Source organism: Myxococcales bacterium (assembly GCA_012517325.1).
Lineage (GTDB): Bacteria > Lernaellota > Lernaellaia > Lernaellales > Lernaellaceae > JAAYVF01.
The window spans coordinates 28,050-42,996 of sequence record JAAYVF010000039.1; the positions used below are offsets into that span (position 1 = coordinate 28,050).

Here is a 14,947-nt window from a genome sequence, read left to right on the forward strand (position 1 = left end):
AGCATGCAATTCAGATGACAACCATTCAGGACAAGATGAATCCTTCTCGGCGATCGATGACGATGATGACGACGACAATGACGACAACGATGATCTAGTAGACGACGATGACGACGATGACGACAACAATGACGACAACGATGATCTAGCAGACGACGATGACGATGATGACGACGATGATGACGACGACGACAACGACGACAACGATGATAATGACGATAACGATGATAACGACGACGATGACAACAACGACGACAACGACGATGATGACAATGACGACAGCACGCCGGTTTGGTGCAGAACCGATCTAGACTGCCGGACCAAGACTTACGATCATGCCGCCGGAACTATCGAAACCGTCCTGGACGAAGAGTGCGACAACCAGCCGGAAGAGTGCGGTTTCGATCAGCTCAATGAAAACGGCAAAAGTCAACTTTATCGCGAGGCGGATAACTGTAGCGGGACGCCGGACGACTACTGCCGATCGACCCATTACAATCACTCCGGCCAGGCTGTTTACGTTATTTCCGCCAATTCCTGTGAGTTGGGCAACGCCGGCTGCACTTCCTACTACTACGATGAAGCCGGCCATCAAACCTGGGCGTATTCTCGCGGCTGCGCTTCGGGCTTGGATTACACCGCCACCCACCATCAATACGATAGCCGGGGGAGGCTCATTTTAGAGGAGTACAGCTACTATCCGCATCTCGGCCCGCCCGAATATTACACCTGCGAAACGACGACCTACCACGACGGACCGGATTACTCTCGCTGGGAATGGGATGAAAACTGCGATGGATTGCTCGAAGAATGCGGCATCGGCTTTTTCGATGAAAACGGCTGGACCACCCGGATCGAATGGGACACCGATTGCGACGGCCACGCGGACGTTTGCGACGACCTTTTAAACGACAGTCACGGTTGGGTGGTCAAAGAAGACTACGATACGCTTTGCGACGGCATTTACGACACCTGCATCGAATATACCTACGATACCGACGGCCATCAGCTGACCTATCGCCGCGACAACGGTTGCGACGATGAACCCGAGTCTTGCCAGGAAAGCACCTACAATGAGGCAGGCCAACGGCTGACCTACCGCAACGATCCGCTTTGCGACGGCACCTATACCAATTGCGTGTTCTGGACCTATGACGAACAAGGCCGGCAAACCGCCTACGAATACGAAGTCGGCGATTGCGACGGTGTTCCCGAAAGTTGCAGTTACACCACCTATATCGACCTCAATGTCGAATCGAACGAGTCCGCGAAAAAATCACCCTCGCCGATCGCAGCCAAACCGGTAGTGGTTCCGCCCAATCGAAGCACGTCCGTGGAAGCGGATGCCTGCACCGAGGAACTGACTTGCTGGCACTACAGCACCGATCCCACCGGTCGCGAACATCAAGGCCGCCGAGACGACGACTGTGACGGCACGGCCGACTATTGCGATAAAACCGTGACCGACGAGGCGGGACGACGCTACGAATCATGGGTCGATCATGACTGCAACGGTGTTCCCGACGGCTCCTGCGAACAATACGGTTATGATCGGCAAGGCCGGCAGATCACGCGGCTGACCAGCGACACCTGCGATCCGAACGATTATTATTATGGAACCTACAGCGTCCGCCTCGACGACCTCAATCTGGATTGGGGCATTTACAATGACACCTGGCCGGATTACGGGGTCAACTTCGCGATCTCGACGCTGACGGACGACGAAGGCCGGCTTCAACTGACGGAAGCCTATGCTCATTACAGCGACATTTATGGCTTCTTTTACTCCATCACCTACGAATACGACGACCTGAACAACACCGTTTATATTCTGCAAGACCACATCAGCGGGTTGTTCGAGGACATGTGCGAGATGCAGCAACTCGATGAGAACGGATTCATCATCGAAGTCACGCATTCCTCCAATTGCAGCTTTGGCCCCGACTACTGCACCACGTTTACGCGAGACGAGTTCGGCAACTCCCTGACCGAAAACATCGACCTCTTGTGCGACGGCACGTTGGATTCATGCCTGACCAGAAACTACAACGAGAATGGCTTGATTCTGAGCGAGGATTTCGATGCCGGCTGCGTCGGCAGTCCGGATTCCTGTCGCCGGTGGCAATACGATGATCAGGGGCGAATGATCGCTTACGAGTACGACGAGACCTGCGACGGAATTCCCGATCAATGCACGTATTACGATTGGGGCACTCGTTAGCCGACCGCCGTCGGACGCGGATTATTCCGGCAGGGCGGCGGCGACGACGCGATTCCGGCCTTGCTTCTTGGCGTCGTACAACGCTCGATCCGCGTCGCGAACCAACATATCCACCCCGGAAGGATCGGGAAAAGAAGTGATGCCGATGCTGACCGTTTGCACGATTTCGTGCGCCGAGCATTTGCAGTAGGCGCACGCTTCGCGCACCTGTTCCGCCACCTCCTGGGCCTTGAACACCGGACATCCCGGCATGAGAACGCAAAATTCCTCGCCGCCGTATCGGCAGGGCAGATCCACCAGGCGGACGTTGCTCTTGATCAAGCGGGCGATTTCGCGCAAGACCAGATCCCCGGTTTCGTGGCCGTAGGTGTCGTTGACCTGTTTGAAATGGTCCAGGTCGATCAACATCAGACTGAACGGCTCGCCACGCCGCCGCGCCTGATCGATCAGGGTATCCAACTGCGAATCGAAATAGCGCCGGCTCAACAATCCCGTCAGCGAATCGTGATAGGCCAGTTCTTCCAGGATATGGGTTTTGTGGCCGATTTCTTCCAGGAGCTGCTTCACCTTGAGCAAACTTTTCATCCGCACCTGGAATTCCTCGCGGCCAAACGGCTTGACCAGGTAATCGTTGGCGCCGCTGCTCAGGCACGAGAGGATGCCGCGGCGCTGCCCTTCCTTGGCGATGACAACGATCGGCAGCGCTTCGAACAGCACATCCCGGCGCAGTTTTTCGATCAACGCGGGCCCGTCGATCTGTTTCGTCGTCAGATCGAGGGCAATGATGTCCGGGATCGTCACCGACAAGTGTACCTGGAACTCCTCGACTGTTTTGCACAGGTTCATCCCGAGGCCTTGTTCCGAGAGAAGCTTACCGAGAATGGAGGCGGTGATCGGGTCGTCCTCCAGGACGATGGCGCTGCGGCGGCGCGCGTGCCGATGCTGCACGACGATTTTACCGACGAGCCGCGACAGTTCGTCCCGATTGACCGGCTTGCGCAAATAGTCCACCGCACCGACCGAAAATCCATGCGGCAGGGAATCGTCGTCCTGCTGGCCGCCGATCAGAATGATCGGCAGTTGCCGGGTTTTGGATTGGGCGGCCAATTCCTCGCCCAATCGCAAGCCGGAGTGACCCGGCATTTCGATATCCACCAACAACAAATCCGGCGAATTTTCCAGAATCAATCCGTGGCCGCGTTCGGTGTTATCGGCCGTCAGCACCGTGAATCCCATCCCGTGCAACTCGCGCTCGAGAAAAGCGCGAACGGTGATGCTGTCGCTGACGATGATCACCAGCGGAAACTCGCGGCGGGCGATTAACTTCTTGTGCTGAAACTGATTGAGCACATCCAGGACTTGTTCGGGAGTGAACGGTTTGACCAGAATGCCGTCGATCGAATTGTACTCCCAAAAATTTCGGATCTCGCGATCGTCCAGCGAAGTGGCGACGATAACGGAGATCTGCGACAAACCGGGTGTCGCCTTGATCCGGGCGATGACCTCCCGCGGATTGAAATCGTGCGGAACGCCGGGGCCGATTAAAAAATCGGGGGTAAAAGCAATCAACTCATTGATATCGGCCGGGGTGCCGGAAAAAAACCGGACTTGATAGTCGCTGTCCTTGAAGCATTGCTTCCACATGGAAACCATGAAGGAAGAGCTTTCGATAATCGCTACTTTCATCCGGTAGTCTCAACGACCTGTTAATTTTTCACGCCGCGCACCATACGGGAAGTTTTCAGCGAACAAGTCCCACTTTGTTCATTGATCGGCAGGGTCGCGACAAACCCTAATAAAAACAATGAAAAATTTTGCTTTGACGAGACATCGCTGTGGACCAGGATGAGCGCGAAAACATTCACAGCGGTTTCAGAATGGATGGCCGGTCGACCGCTACAGGAATGCCGAAAATCATGAGCGGACGCTCACGGTCTGAACGGGTCACCTCCGGTCGTGATGCGCACCACGACCGTCCCGCTAAAATCGGCGATAAATCATTCGCTAAATATTCATTTATTATCAAATAGATATATTGCATTTGCTAAAGCTTAACTTCATGTCCGATGACGGCGTTTTTCCACTAGTCCGTCGGCGTCGAACGCCCCAGAATCGCATCGGCCACTTTGTAGCCCAGGCAATAAATGATGAACGCGCAGTTAGCCAAGAGCGGCGCCGGAAAGATGCTGCCGTCAGCGATCCAGACATTATCCATATCCCAGACGCGACCGTTCGGATCCACGACCGAGGTTTTCGGATCCAGGCCCATGCGGCAGGTGCCGGTCTTGTGAACCACGTCGATACCGCCGGTAAACATTTGCGTGGCGTCGGCGCCGGCGTTGATCTGAATTTCCTTCGCGACCTTGACCGCCGTTTCCAGCCATTCCAATTCCTGCGTGTTCGGCTCGAAGACTACGTTGGGCAACGGGTCGCCGTATTTGTTCTTCTTCGTCGCGTGCGGCAGCACGGAATTCTCGGTGAAGCCCTGGTCGTAACTACGCACCAGCGGCGCCGAGCAGATGACCTTGCTGTAATTCCGCATGAACCGCTTGAACTTGAGGCCCAGCAGATCGTAGAGGTCTTTTTTCTCCATGACCTCGACCATGCCGCCCATGTAGGTCGGCGGCGCGGCCATGTTGAACTCGAGCAGATAGCCGGCGTCATAATTCTGGTACAGATCGTTCAGTTCGACGACCTGCCCCTGATAGGTGCGCACGTCGTCGCGGGCGAGCACGGCGTAGGTGGCGCGGAAGAAGTGACCGCGCAGGTTCTTGCCCACCTGCCCCGACGAATTGGCCAGCACCTCGCCGTTGCGGCCCGACCAGTGCAGCAGCATTGGGGTGATCATCGAGCCGCTCGACAGGATGTAGTTGTCGGCCGAAATCTCGTGCTCCTCGGTGTATTCCATGCCGATGCCGGTCGGGATGCGCTTCAGATACGAGATGCTTTCGATGCGCGTGCCGGCCGCGTTGGTGTTCAGCCGGCGCACCCAGCAGTTTTCGCGGACTTCGGCGCCGTACCACTTCGCCTTGGGCAGCGGCACCGTCAGGGCGTTGGCCTTGGCGTTGTAACGGCAGCCGAGGATGCAGCATTTGCACTGCCGGCAACGCCCGTGATAGACGCCGTACTCGAAATACGGTTCGCGGTTGAAGGCCGATTGGATCGGGCCGAGGATGCCGCCCGCCGCCTCGTTGACGACCTGGGCGTAATGGCTCAGTTCCTCGATCGGCCAGCGCGACACGTGAAAGCGCTTTTTCGTCAGATCGATGTACGGCTGAAATTCGTTCCTGGTGAACGGCCAGTAACCGGAATCGAAGTCGCGCGGAATCGATTCCTCGAGCACGCCGCCGTAAGCGGTCGTGCCGCCGCCCGCGCATTCGCCCATGTCCGTCCGCCAGACCCGCCCGGCGTATTCCTCGTGCCAGAACAAACCGTCGGCGACGGTGTCGAGGAACTTCTGGCGATCGGCGAAGTGATTGGGCGAACCGTAGGTAATGTCCAGGTCCTTGCCCGCTTCGAGAAACACGACCTTGTACCCGGCCTGGGCCAGTTCGCCGCCGACCGTGGCGCCGCCGGCGCCCGCTCCCACGATGACGAAATCCACGTGCTCTCTTTTCATTTGCGCAACCCCTTCTTCAGGCGGACCGGGAACATTTTCGCGTCCGGATAGCCCTCGCAAGGCAGGTGGAACGTGCCGTCCGGATCTTCCGGATCGAACCAGTTCATCGACTCGAAAAGCTCCAGCGACAGATCGGGGTCTTCCACTTCATACGTGCCGATCATCGAAACCGTGAGAATGCCCGACAGCATCTGGTTGATCAGGTAGCTCTGATCGTCGCGTTCGGCGATCCACTGGTGCAGCGCCGCCATCTTTTCCTCGTCGGTGCACTGGATGAACTTCTTGCCCGCTGTCTGCTTGGCATAGCGATTGAGGTAGAGCACCGCCATCATCTGGCCCATGCTGCCCATCGTCGCCGCCAGCACCCAGTCGCCGCCGTAGTCGGAGCCCTTGAAGTCGCCCGGGATCTCCGGATCGGGCGGCACGATGATGTCCACCACCGCGGTGATTTCCGGCGCCGGCGCCGGCCCGTCCTTGCGCCGCGGGTCGCCCGGCATCCAACCGTCCAGTTCATCGGCGAAGGCCTTGCCTTTCAGGCCCGCCGTATTCGCCAACAAGGCGGAAAACATCATGGCCGTCGATGTAAACAGAAACTCTCGCCGGTTCATGGTCGTTCCTTTGCGTTAGTGTTTTTTCTTGGCGGGCAGATCGATGACGCCGTTGATGTGCGTACCCGCTTCCAGAATGTTGCGCTGCGCGTCGACCGAGGTCGGGTGGCAGGCGGCGCAATTGGCGTCGGCGTTGCCCTCGGGATCGGTCAAGCGGTGGCAGGCGCCACATTGGGAAGCCTTGCCGCCCGTCTCGCCCCACACCGGCTCTTTGTACGTGCCGCCCTGCAGCGTCGCGCCGTGGCAGTAAACGCCGGAGCATTTCGTGCCGTCCCAGACCGGCTTGGCGCCGTTGATCGTGGCGAGATTGGCGAAGGTGACTTCCACCTTGCCGTCGCCGTCGATGTGCCCGGTTTCCCAGACCTCCAACGGCACGACGTGGCAGTTCGAGCAGTTCACCCGATGCGCCGGGATCGGATCGTCGCGCATCGCGGCGTGCGAACCGACGCCTCGCTTGTCCGCGCCGCATTCTCCCTTGAGATTCTGCGGCGGCGAAGTGCCGAGGTTCCAGCCGTGGCAGGACGTGCAACCGACCGCGTATTCCACTTCGCCGTCCTGATGCAGGGACGGTTGAATGAACGAGTAATCCGCCGCGATGACCGCGCCGTGGCAGCGGTAGCAGCGCGCGTTTTCAGGGTGGCGCATGGTTTTGGGTGGCATGTCGTGGCAGTTCGTGCAGCCGGACGGGATTTCGTAGATCGGATAGCCGCAATCGTCCACTGTGGCCGGGCTGGTGTCGTTGTCGTCATCGTCATCGCCCGCGCTGTCGTCATCGCCGCTGGAACCGTTCGAATGGCAACCGGCCGCGAAAACGGCGGCAAAGGCGAGAAGAACCAAAAGCCAAAATAGACGGGCACGATACAAGATTCGCAGTTGTCTACGCATGGGCAGTCTCGCTCTAATATAAAATGACGTTGCTCTTCATCGGCACCTTAATTTTATCGCGCGCCCCGTTCCGGTTCCGGAAACGAAAAGCGGACGGGATTAGAAGACCATTAGTCGATAATTGCCTCGAGAGTCAAGCGAAGATCGGTATCCATTGCAGAAACCGGACGGAAAACCGCGGTCAATCGACGAGGGCCGCCAGCACCTGGTCGAGGTGGCCGTCCACTTTAACCTTGCGGAATTCGCGCACCAGGACACCTTGCTCGTCGATGAGGAAGGTCGACCGCTCGATGCCCATTTTTTTCTTGCCGTACATCGTCTTTTCTTTCCAGACACCGTAAAGGCGGGCGACGACTTTGTCTTCGTCGCAGAGCAGGGCAAACGGCAGTCCGTACTTGGCGATGAATTTTTGGTGGCTGACCGCGCCGTCGGGACTGACGCCGACGATCACCGCGTTGGCCCGGGCCAGCCGTTTCGCCTCGTCGCGGAACGCGCAGGCTTCCCGGGTGCAGCCGGAAGTGTTGTCCTTCGGATAAAAGTACAAAACGACCTTCCGGCCGCGAAAATCGACGAGCGACACCGGCCGCTCGTTCGCGTCCGGCAAAGTAAACTCCGGCGCCGGGCGCCCGATCGTCGGTACGGCCATGTCAGATCTCCTCACGGTAGTTCGGATCGGCAATCATCTTCCGGCCCAGTTCCCGCGCATCGGCCATCGCCGTGGGGTGCAGCGCGATGTCGCCCAGGTGGTCGACGCGCCGGTAATAACGATTGGCCGCCAGTTCGGTGTAAAAGGACTTCATCCAGTAGCGGACGATCAACTGCATGCCCTCGAACAGCCGCGGGCCGTGCGTCGCCGCCACGCCGAACAACACTCCCCGCCCCTTGCGCCGCGGCTGATGCAGAATTTCCTTCCGGGCCCACAGCGCCTGTGTGCGGTCGATCAGCAGCTTGGCATGGGAAGTGACCGAGTAAAAATAGACCGGCGTGGACAACGCCACCAGGTCGGCCCGCCAGAGTTTTTCGATGAGCAGCGCGGCGTCGTCGCGAAAAACGCAGATGCCGTTGGCGAAGCATTTCTCGCACCCGTTGCAAAGATGGATCGACTGCTCGGCCAGGCGGATTTTTTCCGTTTCCGCTCCCGCCTCCTGCGCTCCGGCCAGAAAGGCGTCCAACAGCTTGTCGCTGTTGCCGCCGACGCGCGGGCTGGCGGCCAGACCGATAATCGATAATTCTCTGGGTAACGGCAGATTCATGTGGCTTTCAAGATAACCCAGCCAGACGCCGGGTCAACCCGGCCAGCGGTCGGCGAAAGCGACCCTTGCCAGCCTCGGCGACACGTGATAACTCAGATCAACTTACGAATCCGCGCTGATTAATGAAATTCGGATGGTTCGATGACCGGTATCCTGATTACCAATAGCCCTGCAATGGCCATCACCCTTTGCGTGCTGACCGCTCTGGCGGTCGTGGCGCGCCATTACCTGATCAAGGCCGGCAAACGGCGCTGGCCGGTGACCGTCGCGCTTTTCATCCTGGCGGTCCTGGCTTACCTCGACTTCGCGCATGCGCGGGTCATGGCCTCATTCGTGCCGGCGCGCAAAGGCGCCTACCACTACTTCATGGGCGCCAAGTACTTCAAGGAAGTCGGGCAATTCAACCTGTACCGCTTCACCCTGCTGGCCGACAAGGAAACCAAAATCGACCGCCTGAAAAAGATCAAGAAGGTGCGCAACCAGCAGGATTACGAGCTGATGCGGGCTTCCCAGGCCCTGAAGCTGGCGATCGAGGAACGGCCGAAGGCGTTCAGCGACGAGCGCTGGGCCGAGTTCAAGCGCGATTGGGTCGCCATGAGCCGCGATCTCCCTCCCGCCGTCTGGGAGCGCATGCTGCAGGATCGCGGCTTCAACCCGCCGCCGTTTTGGTCCTTCATTCCGGGCACGGTCGCGCAATTCATCGACATTTCCAACAATCAGGTGTTCATGTGGGCGATGCACATCGACATGATCGTCTTCGCGCTCGCGGTCGTCGTTGTCGGTTTGTGCTGCGGGCTCGACGCCGCCCTGCTGGTGTTTTTATACGTGGTCCTGGCCTGGTTTTACGAAAGCAAGTTCATCGGCACCTATTTCCAATTTTTCTGGCTGGCCGGTCTGATCGTCGGCATGTCGCTGCTGCGCCGCGGCTTCGGCAAGATTTCGGCGGCCTGCTTCGCCCTTTCGGCCATGCTACGCCTTTTCCCGCTGATGTTCGTCACCGGGCCGGGCATCGCCTGGCTGCGCGATTGGTGGCAAACACGCCGCTGGTCGAAAGCCTGGACCGGGTTCCTGCTGGCCTTTTTCATCGCCAGCCTGATTTTCGTCGGCATCGGCTTGACCCGCGGCAGGGGCCCGGCTTCGACCAAGGATTTCGTCTCGAAAATCACCATGCACGCCGACAACCAGAAGTTCGACACCAACAAATTCGGGCTGAAGCGGGCCATTGCGCTGAAGCTGACCGATCCCTGGCCGTTCATCAGCATGGAAGAACGGGTCGAACGGTTTTTCCAGAACAAGGCGCTGTATCATTTCCTCCTCGTCGCCATCGTCGGCCTAATGATCGCGGCGGTCTGGAAGAAGGTCGACGGCGACGCCTGGGTGGTGCCGCTCGGCGCGGTGATCATCTTCGCGTTGATGACCGCCTCACGATACTACTTCTTGCTCTGGGTGGTTTTTCTCATCCCCGGACGGGAAAACGACCGGCGCGGCTTCGCGGCCTTCGCCGACGCCCTGCTGTTTCTGAACAACGCCTTGATGTTCTTAATCGTCCACGTCCTACACGATCGTGCGGCGTTCACCGCCGGCAACTTTGGTTTCCTGGCCTGCTCGCTGCTCTTCCCGCTTTATTTGTTGCTCCACGGCCGGCGGGAAACCGAACCCGAGAAAACCGCTCAACCCTGAAAACCGACCGAAAAAATTTCACGACTAGTTGCGACTGCGACTCAGGATGATTATTTTCCCTTCAGGACAAAGACCAACCGATAAACGGACGGCAACAAGGAGTAATACCCATGGCGGATCGCACCGGAATGATCGCGCTGCACGGCAACGCGTTGACCCTGACGGGAACGGAAATCAAAGTCGGCGACAAAGCCCCGAACGTCACCCTGACCGGTAACGACCTGGCCCCGGTGGAACTGGCTTCCTTTCAGGGAAAGGTCGTCATTCTCAGCACGGTGCCGTCGCTGGATACGCCGACCTGCGACACCGAAACGCGCACCTTCAACCAAAAAGCCGCCGGCCTTGGCGCGGACATCGTCATCCTGACCGCCAGCCTGGACCTGCCCTTCGCCCAGAAGCGCTGGTGCGGCGCGGCGGGCGTCGACAAGGTCACCACCCTTTCCGATTACCGCGAGGCGGCGCTGGGCAAGGCGTTCGGTGTGCTGATCAAGGAGCTGCACCTGCTCGCCCGCGCGATTTTCGTCCTTGACCGCCGGGGCGTCGTGCAATACATCCAACTGGTGCCGGAAGTCAGCCAGGAACCGGATTACGAGGCGGCGCTCGCCACCGCGCGGAAATTGCTCTAAATCCTTTTTTTCACCACTGTTCCGAGGAGGATTCTGGCCGTCTCGATAAGGGCGATCCTTTTCCGGGTGCCATGGTCTTCGATCCGTCCAGATCGATGGCCATGCCGAGCCGATACCTTTAGTCCGCCTGGACAACTCCATTCCATCGCCCTGAACAACACCAATCGTCGCCCTGAACAACACCAATCGTCACCCTGAACTTGTTTCAGGGTCTTGAGTCGAGATGCCGAAACAAGTTCGGCATGACGGTGTGGTGGGCGGCGGCATGACGGGTCGGTTGGCGTTGGCATGACGGGTCGGTGGGCGACGGTGTGGGTTCCGGCTTGTGCTCGGAAAGACGGTGTAGTTATTAACGCGACCAGGCGTATCGGCTGTAGCGTTACCGTTTGCCTTTTGCTTGACACTCCGCTTCAATTGGCTATAGGTTGTTTATCGGATAGTGCCAACACACTATATCTAGTAATCAGATGGGAGTCTAACATGACCACGAAAACCGTTAGAATATTCGTTCTGGCACTGATTATCGCCCTCTCGCTCGCCTTGCCGGCGATGGCCAAGGACCTGACGCAGCGGCTCGGCCTGGGTTACAACTACCAACTCGGGTTCAACGTGCTGGACGACCGGTTCGACAACGCTTTCCTATCGAACGACAGCCTTTCGGCGAAATATTGGTTTACCCCGCAAATCGGCGTGGAAGCCATGGTCGGCTTCGTTTACGCCAAAAATGAGGACGACAAAGGCGTCGGCGCGGAATTCGGCGCCAAGTTCCTCTACAACCTGATCATGGAGCAACAGATGAACATCTACACCGGCGGCGGGCTCGGGTTACTGCCGATATCGGTGGATTTCAACGACAAGACCGACAACAACGTCGGCTTCATGCTGCAGGGCTTTTTCGGCACCGAGTTTTTCCTGGAAGGGCTGCCCAACCTGGGCTTCGACGTGGAAGTCGGGCTGCAATACATCGATTACGACAAATACCAGCAGTTCGGCACCTACGGCGGCGGTTTCGGCCTATTCGGCATCCGCTACTACTTCTAAAACGATCGCGGCTTTAAACAGGACCGCCCGGCCGATTCGGCCGGGCGGTTTTTACTTCTTTACGTCAGAATCAGAAGCCGCAACCGCCGATCGAGCCGTTGTCATCGTCGTCGTCGCCGTCAGCCTGATTGTCGTCGTCATCGCCCGTCGAGGCGTCGTCGTCGGTGATGTCGTCGTTGTCATCGTTGTCGTCGTTGTCGTCGTTGTCGTCATTGTCGTCGTTGTCGTCGTCATCGTCGTCGCCGCCGCCGACGCATTCGTCCATTGCCTCGTCACAGGTTTCGTCCGCATCGCAAGGATTGCCGGTGTTGTCGCAGGTGTCGGCGCTCTCGTCGCAGCTCTCGACGCCGTTGCAGAACTGGCCGTCGTCGGCGCACGGGGGCACTCCGGCGATGCAGATGCCGTCCCGGCAGACTTCCTCGCCGTTGCAATAGATGTCGTCGTTGCAATCCGGGTCGCCTTCGCACTCGTTTGTCCAACCGTATAACCGCAGGTTGTCGATCATCCAGTACCATTCGTAATACGCGTTGTAGTAGTGGAAGCGAAGCTGCAGCGTGCTGAGGTCGCCATCGGAAAGATCGATCTCGGCGGTTTCCTCGTAGTCATTCGTTTGGTAACGCATGACGTTTTCCCAAACCAAAGCGCCGTTGATCTTCACGTCCACATCGCCGACTTCCTCGCTATAGCTGTAGAAATAGTGGTCGAAGCGCAGGAAGACGTTCTCGTAATCGCCGACGTTGATTTCCTCGCTGATCAGCTGTTCGTCCATGTTCGAGCTCGAATAGTAATCCGAGTCGCAAATCATGAAGGTGCCGCTCATCAGGCTGTTGGAACGGCCGCCGGGATTGGTGTCGGTCCAGGTGCCGCTGCCGGTGCCGCCGTCGACGATATCCCAGTCATGCAGCCACTTATTGCCGCTGTCTTCCCAGGTTTCTTCCCAGATGACCACCGGGCCGACCGGCTTGGCGTAGATTTCGATCGCGTTGGTGTCTTCGTGGCCGAAGGAATCCTCCGCCCGAACCACGTAATAGTAGGTCGTGCCGTTGACGACCCCGGTGTCGACGTAGGAGGTCTGTGCCGTGCTGGCGGTCGGGCTCAGGAAGTTCTGGCCGCCGCTGGTCAGGGCGCGGTACACGTTGTAGGTAACCGGCGAAGCGTCGATCGCGGTGTTCCACGACAGGGTGACCTGATTGTCGCCGGGCATCGCCAGGGTCAAACCGCCGAAAACGGGCGGCGCGCAGTCGATGATCGCCGCGTCGGTCTTGGGCACGTTGGTGCCGCCTTCGCCGTCGTCGGCGTCGATGTAACGGACCAGCACGTCGTCGCCGTTGTGGATTTGCAGGATGCCGTCACCGGCCTGCATCGCGCCGACGGCGGTAACGATGGAGCCTTGATAGACGCCGTCATCGTCGGTGGCGTCGAGGGTGACCGTTTCCGGCGTCGTCTCGGTGGTGCTGCCGATCTCCACGTCGATCGACGGGCCGGTCAGGTCGGCGTCGCGCACTTCGATGTCGATGGTGTCGCCGCAAGCGAAGGCTTCGCCGATTTCCACCTTGCCGTCGGAGCTGACGAAATAGTCCATCAGGTAGTAGTAGGCCTCGACGAGATCGATCCGGCCCATGCCGAAGGTGTTGTCTTCGCCGGCCGAGCCCAGATCGACCGCGGTCATATAAAGGCCCATTTTGATTTCATCGGGAGTCGCCTCGGGGAACGCCTGGCGGAGCAACAGCACGGCACCGGCCACGTGCGGGGTGGCCATCGAGGTGCCGCTCATGAGCTGGTAGCCGCCGCCTGGCATCGCGCTGCGGACGTCGACGCCGACCGCCGAGACTTCCGGCTTGATCGAACTGCCGTCGCAATCGGACGGGCCGCGGCTCGAGAAGTCGGCAATGGTCGAGTTGTCCTGCTCCAGGGCACCGATCGAGAAAACGTTGTATTGCGAGGCGACGCGGTTGCCCGGGCTGCGCAGGGACGACGAATCGGGGCCCTCGTTGCCGGCCGCGAACACCACCACCACGCCGGCCGCTTCGGCGGCGTCGATGGCGGCGTTGAAGTCGGCGCGGCAGGAGCCGTAATACCATTGGTTCAAGCCCCAGGAATTGTTGACGACGTCGGGCACATCGTCCAGGGTCGCCGGGTTTTCATCGGGGTCGGCCATCCATTGGAAAGCCGCAACGGCGTCGGAGAAGATGTTGCCGCCGGTGTCGATGGTTTTCGCACCGATCCACTTCGCGCCGGGCGCCATGCCGATCTGGTTGCCGGCGCCGTCATCGCCCAGAATGGTGCCGAGCGTGTGCGTGCCGTGCTGGCCGGAATCGGTGGGGAAGGTCTCGCCGTCGAGCGGGTCGAACCACGCCGCCGAGGGCGCGACGCCGACATCCAAGCCGCGCCACCGGTCGGCAAACGCCGGGTGGTTGCCGTCGGCGCCGGTGTCCTGATCGCAAGCCAGGGTGCCGGTGCCGTCGATGCCCAACGCCCACAATTCAGGGGCGCGCGAAGCGGTGATGCCGTTTTCCACCCCGCGGCCGGCGATGTTGGAAGGAATCGGCGTACCCACCGGTTCGATCAATTCGATCGGGTAGTCGAGATACACGACCTTGACCTCGGGTTGCGCGGCCAGCAGGCGGATGAAGTCGGGCATGGCCTGCACGGCGAACCCGTTGACGATCCAGAACGGTTTGAATTTCTTCACCTGACGCATGATCTGGCCTTCATGCAACAGTTCGGCCACGGGGCCCTGGCTGATGTCCGCGACATCCTGCAGTTGCGTGATGACTTCGTAGTGGCTCCGCGCCCGGCCGCCGCCCGCTTTCTTCGCGTCGGCGAGCGCCTGATTCAAATCCACTTGCTGCTGAAGAATGACCAGTACTTTCACGATATCGGTGGGCTTGGCATTCGCCAGTTGATCCGCCAAATCGGGATCCAGAGTTCCCGCCACAGCAGTGTTTTGCCATACTCCGGCCATGACGGCCGCGGCCAGCATCAAAACCATCAGTATTCGCTTCATGTTCTTT

At 59.1% G+C, this 14,947-nt stretch carries 10 protein-coding genes and 1 pseudogene; 4 read left to right on the forward strand and 7 right to left on the reverse strand.

The genetic code is table 11. From position 1 onward, the window contains the following. The first annotated feature begins 55 nt into the window (after positions 1-55). A pseudogene (locus GX444_07310) lies at positions 56-280 on the forward strand (ATPase). A 1,962-nt stretch (positions 281-2,242) separates the two neighbouring features. On the opposite strand, the gene GX444_07315 reads toward GX444_07310, so the two are convergent. The 6 genes from GX444_07315 to GX444_07340 all read right to left on the reverse strand — a co-directional run bounded on the left by GX444_07315 (position 2,243) and on the right by GX444_07340 (position 8,586). After that, positions 2,243-3,907, reverse strand: coding sequence for a diguanylate cyclase (locus GX444_07315; GenBank protein NLH48396.1), 1,665 nt, complete (start codon positions 3,905-3,907; stop codon positions 2,243-2,245). A gap of 397 nt (positions 3,908-4,304) precedes the next feature. Further along, on the reverse strand, positions 4,305-5,840 hold the full coding sequence (locus GX444_07320) for a GMC family oxidoreductase (GenBank protein ID NLH48397.1): 1,536 nt from the start codon (positions 5,838-5,840) through the stop codon (positions 4,305-4,307). After that, complete coding sequence (locus tag GX444_07325; GenBank protein NLH48398.1) at positions 5,837-6,448, reverse strand: hypothetical protein; 612 nt, start codon at positions 6,446-6,448, stop codon at positions 5,837-5,839. Before GX444_07325 ends, GX444_07320 begins: the two co-directional genes overlap by 4 nt. Before the next feature lie 15 nt (positions 6,449-6,463). Next, a complete protein-coding gene (locus GX444_07330) occupies positions 6,464-7,333 on the reverse strand; it encodes a CxxxxCH/CxxCH domain-containing protein (protein ID NLH48399.1) in 870 nt (289 codons plus the stop codon). 181 nt (positions 7,334-7,514) lie between these two features. Next, positions 7,515-7,979: a thioredoxin-dependent thiol peroxidase gene (gene bcp / locus GX444_07335; protein ID NLH48400.1), complete on the reverse strand. Its 465-nt coding sequence runs from the start codon at positions 7,977-7,979 to the stop codon at positions 7,515-7,517. Between the two features lies 1 nt (position 7,980). Beyond that, positions 7,981-8,586 carry a flavodoxin family protein gene (locus GX444_07340; protein NLH48401.1) on the reverse strand — a complete coding sequence of 202 codons (606 nt, stop codon included), beginning with the start codon at positions 8,584-8,586 and terminating at the stop codon, positions 7,981-7,983. 141 nt (positions 8,587-8,727) lie between these two features. On the opposite strand from GX444_07340, the gene GX444_07345 reads away from it, so the two are divergent. The 3 genes from GX444_07345 (at position 8,728) to GX444_07355 (ending at position 11,933) form a co-directional block, all read left to right on the forward strand. Then, a complete protein-coding gene (locus GX444_07345; GenBank protein ID NLH48402.1) occupies positions 8,728-10,266 on the forward strand; it encodes a hypothetical protein in 1,539 nt (512 codons plus the stop codon). A gap of 110 nt (positions 10,267-10,376) precedes the next feature. After that, positions 10,377-10,892 carry a thiol peroxidase gene (gene tpx, locus GX444_07350; protein ID NLH48403.1) on the forward strand — a complete coding sequence of 172 codons (516 nt, stop codon included), beginning with the start codon at positions 10,377-10,379 and terminating at the stop codon, positions 10,890-10,892. Between the two features lie 480 nt (positions 10,893-11,372). Beyond that, on the forward strand, positions 11,373-11,933 hold the full coding sequence (locus GX444_07355; GenBank protein ID NLH48404.1) for a hypothetical protein: 561 nt from the start codon (positions 11,373-11,375) through the stop codon (positions 11,931-11,933). A 70-nt stretch (positions 11,934-12,003) separates the two neighbouring features. On the opposite strand, the gene GX444_07360 is transcribed toward GX444_07355, so the two are convergent. After that, a complete protein-coding gene (locus GX444_07360; GenBank protein ID NLH48405.1) occupies positions 12,004-14,940 on the reverse strand; it encodes a S8 family serine peptidase in 2,937 nt (978 codons plus the stop codon). Between the last annotated feature and the right edge of the window lie 7 nt (positions 14,941-14,947).

Excerpts from the sequence above, each read along its gene's own strand:
- GX444_07315 (NLH48396.1), bottom strand. The coding sequence starts at position 3,907 with ATGAAAGTAGCGATTATCGAAAGCTCTTCCTTCATGGTTTCCATGTGG.
- GX444_07325 (NLH48398.1), bottom strand. The coding sequence starts at position 6,448 with ATGAACCGGCGAGAGTTTCTGTTTACATCGACGGCCATGATGTTTTCC.
- GX444_07360 (NLH48405.1), bottom strand. The coding sequence starts at position 14,940 with ATGAAGCGAATACTGATGGTTTTGATGCTGGCCGCGGCCGTCATGGCC.
- GX444_07355 (NLH48404.1), top strand. The coding sequence starts at position 11,373 with ATGACCACGAAAACCGTTAGAATATTCGTTCTGGCACTGATTATCGCC.
- GX444_07345 (NLH48402.1), top strand. The coding sequence starts at position 8,728 with ATGACCGGTATCCTGATTACCAATAGCCCTGCAATGGCCATCACCCTT.
- GX444_07330 (NLH48399.1), bottom strand. The coding sequence starts at position 7,333 with ATGCGTAGACAACTGCGAATCTTGTATCGTGCCCGTCTATTTTGGCTT.
- bcp (NLH48400.1), bottom strand. The coding sequence starts at position 7,979 with ATGGCCGTACCGACGATCGGGCGCCCGGCGCCGGAGTTTACTTTGCCG.
- GX444_07320 (NLH48397.1), bottom strand. The coding sequence starts at position 5,840 with ATGAAAAGAGAGCACGTGGATTTCGTCATCGTGGGAGCGGGCGCCGGC.
- tpx (NLH48403.1), top strand. The coding sequence starts at position 10,377 with ATGGCGGATCGCACCGGAATGATCGCGCTGCACGGCAACGCGTTGACC.
- GX444_07340 (NLH48401.1), bottom strand. The coding sequence starts at position 8,586 with ATGAATCTGCCGTTACCCAGAGAATTATCGATTATCGGTCTGGCCGCC.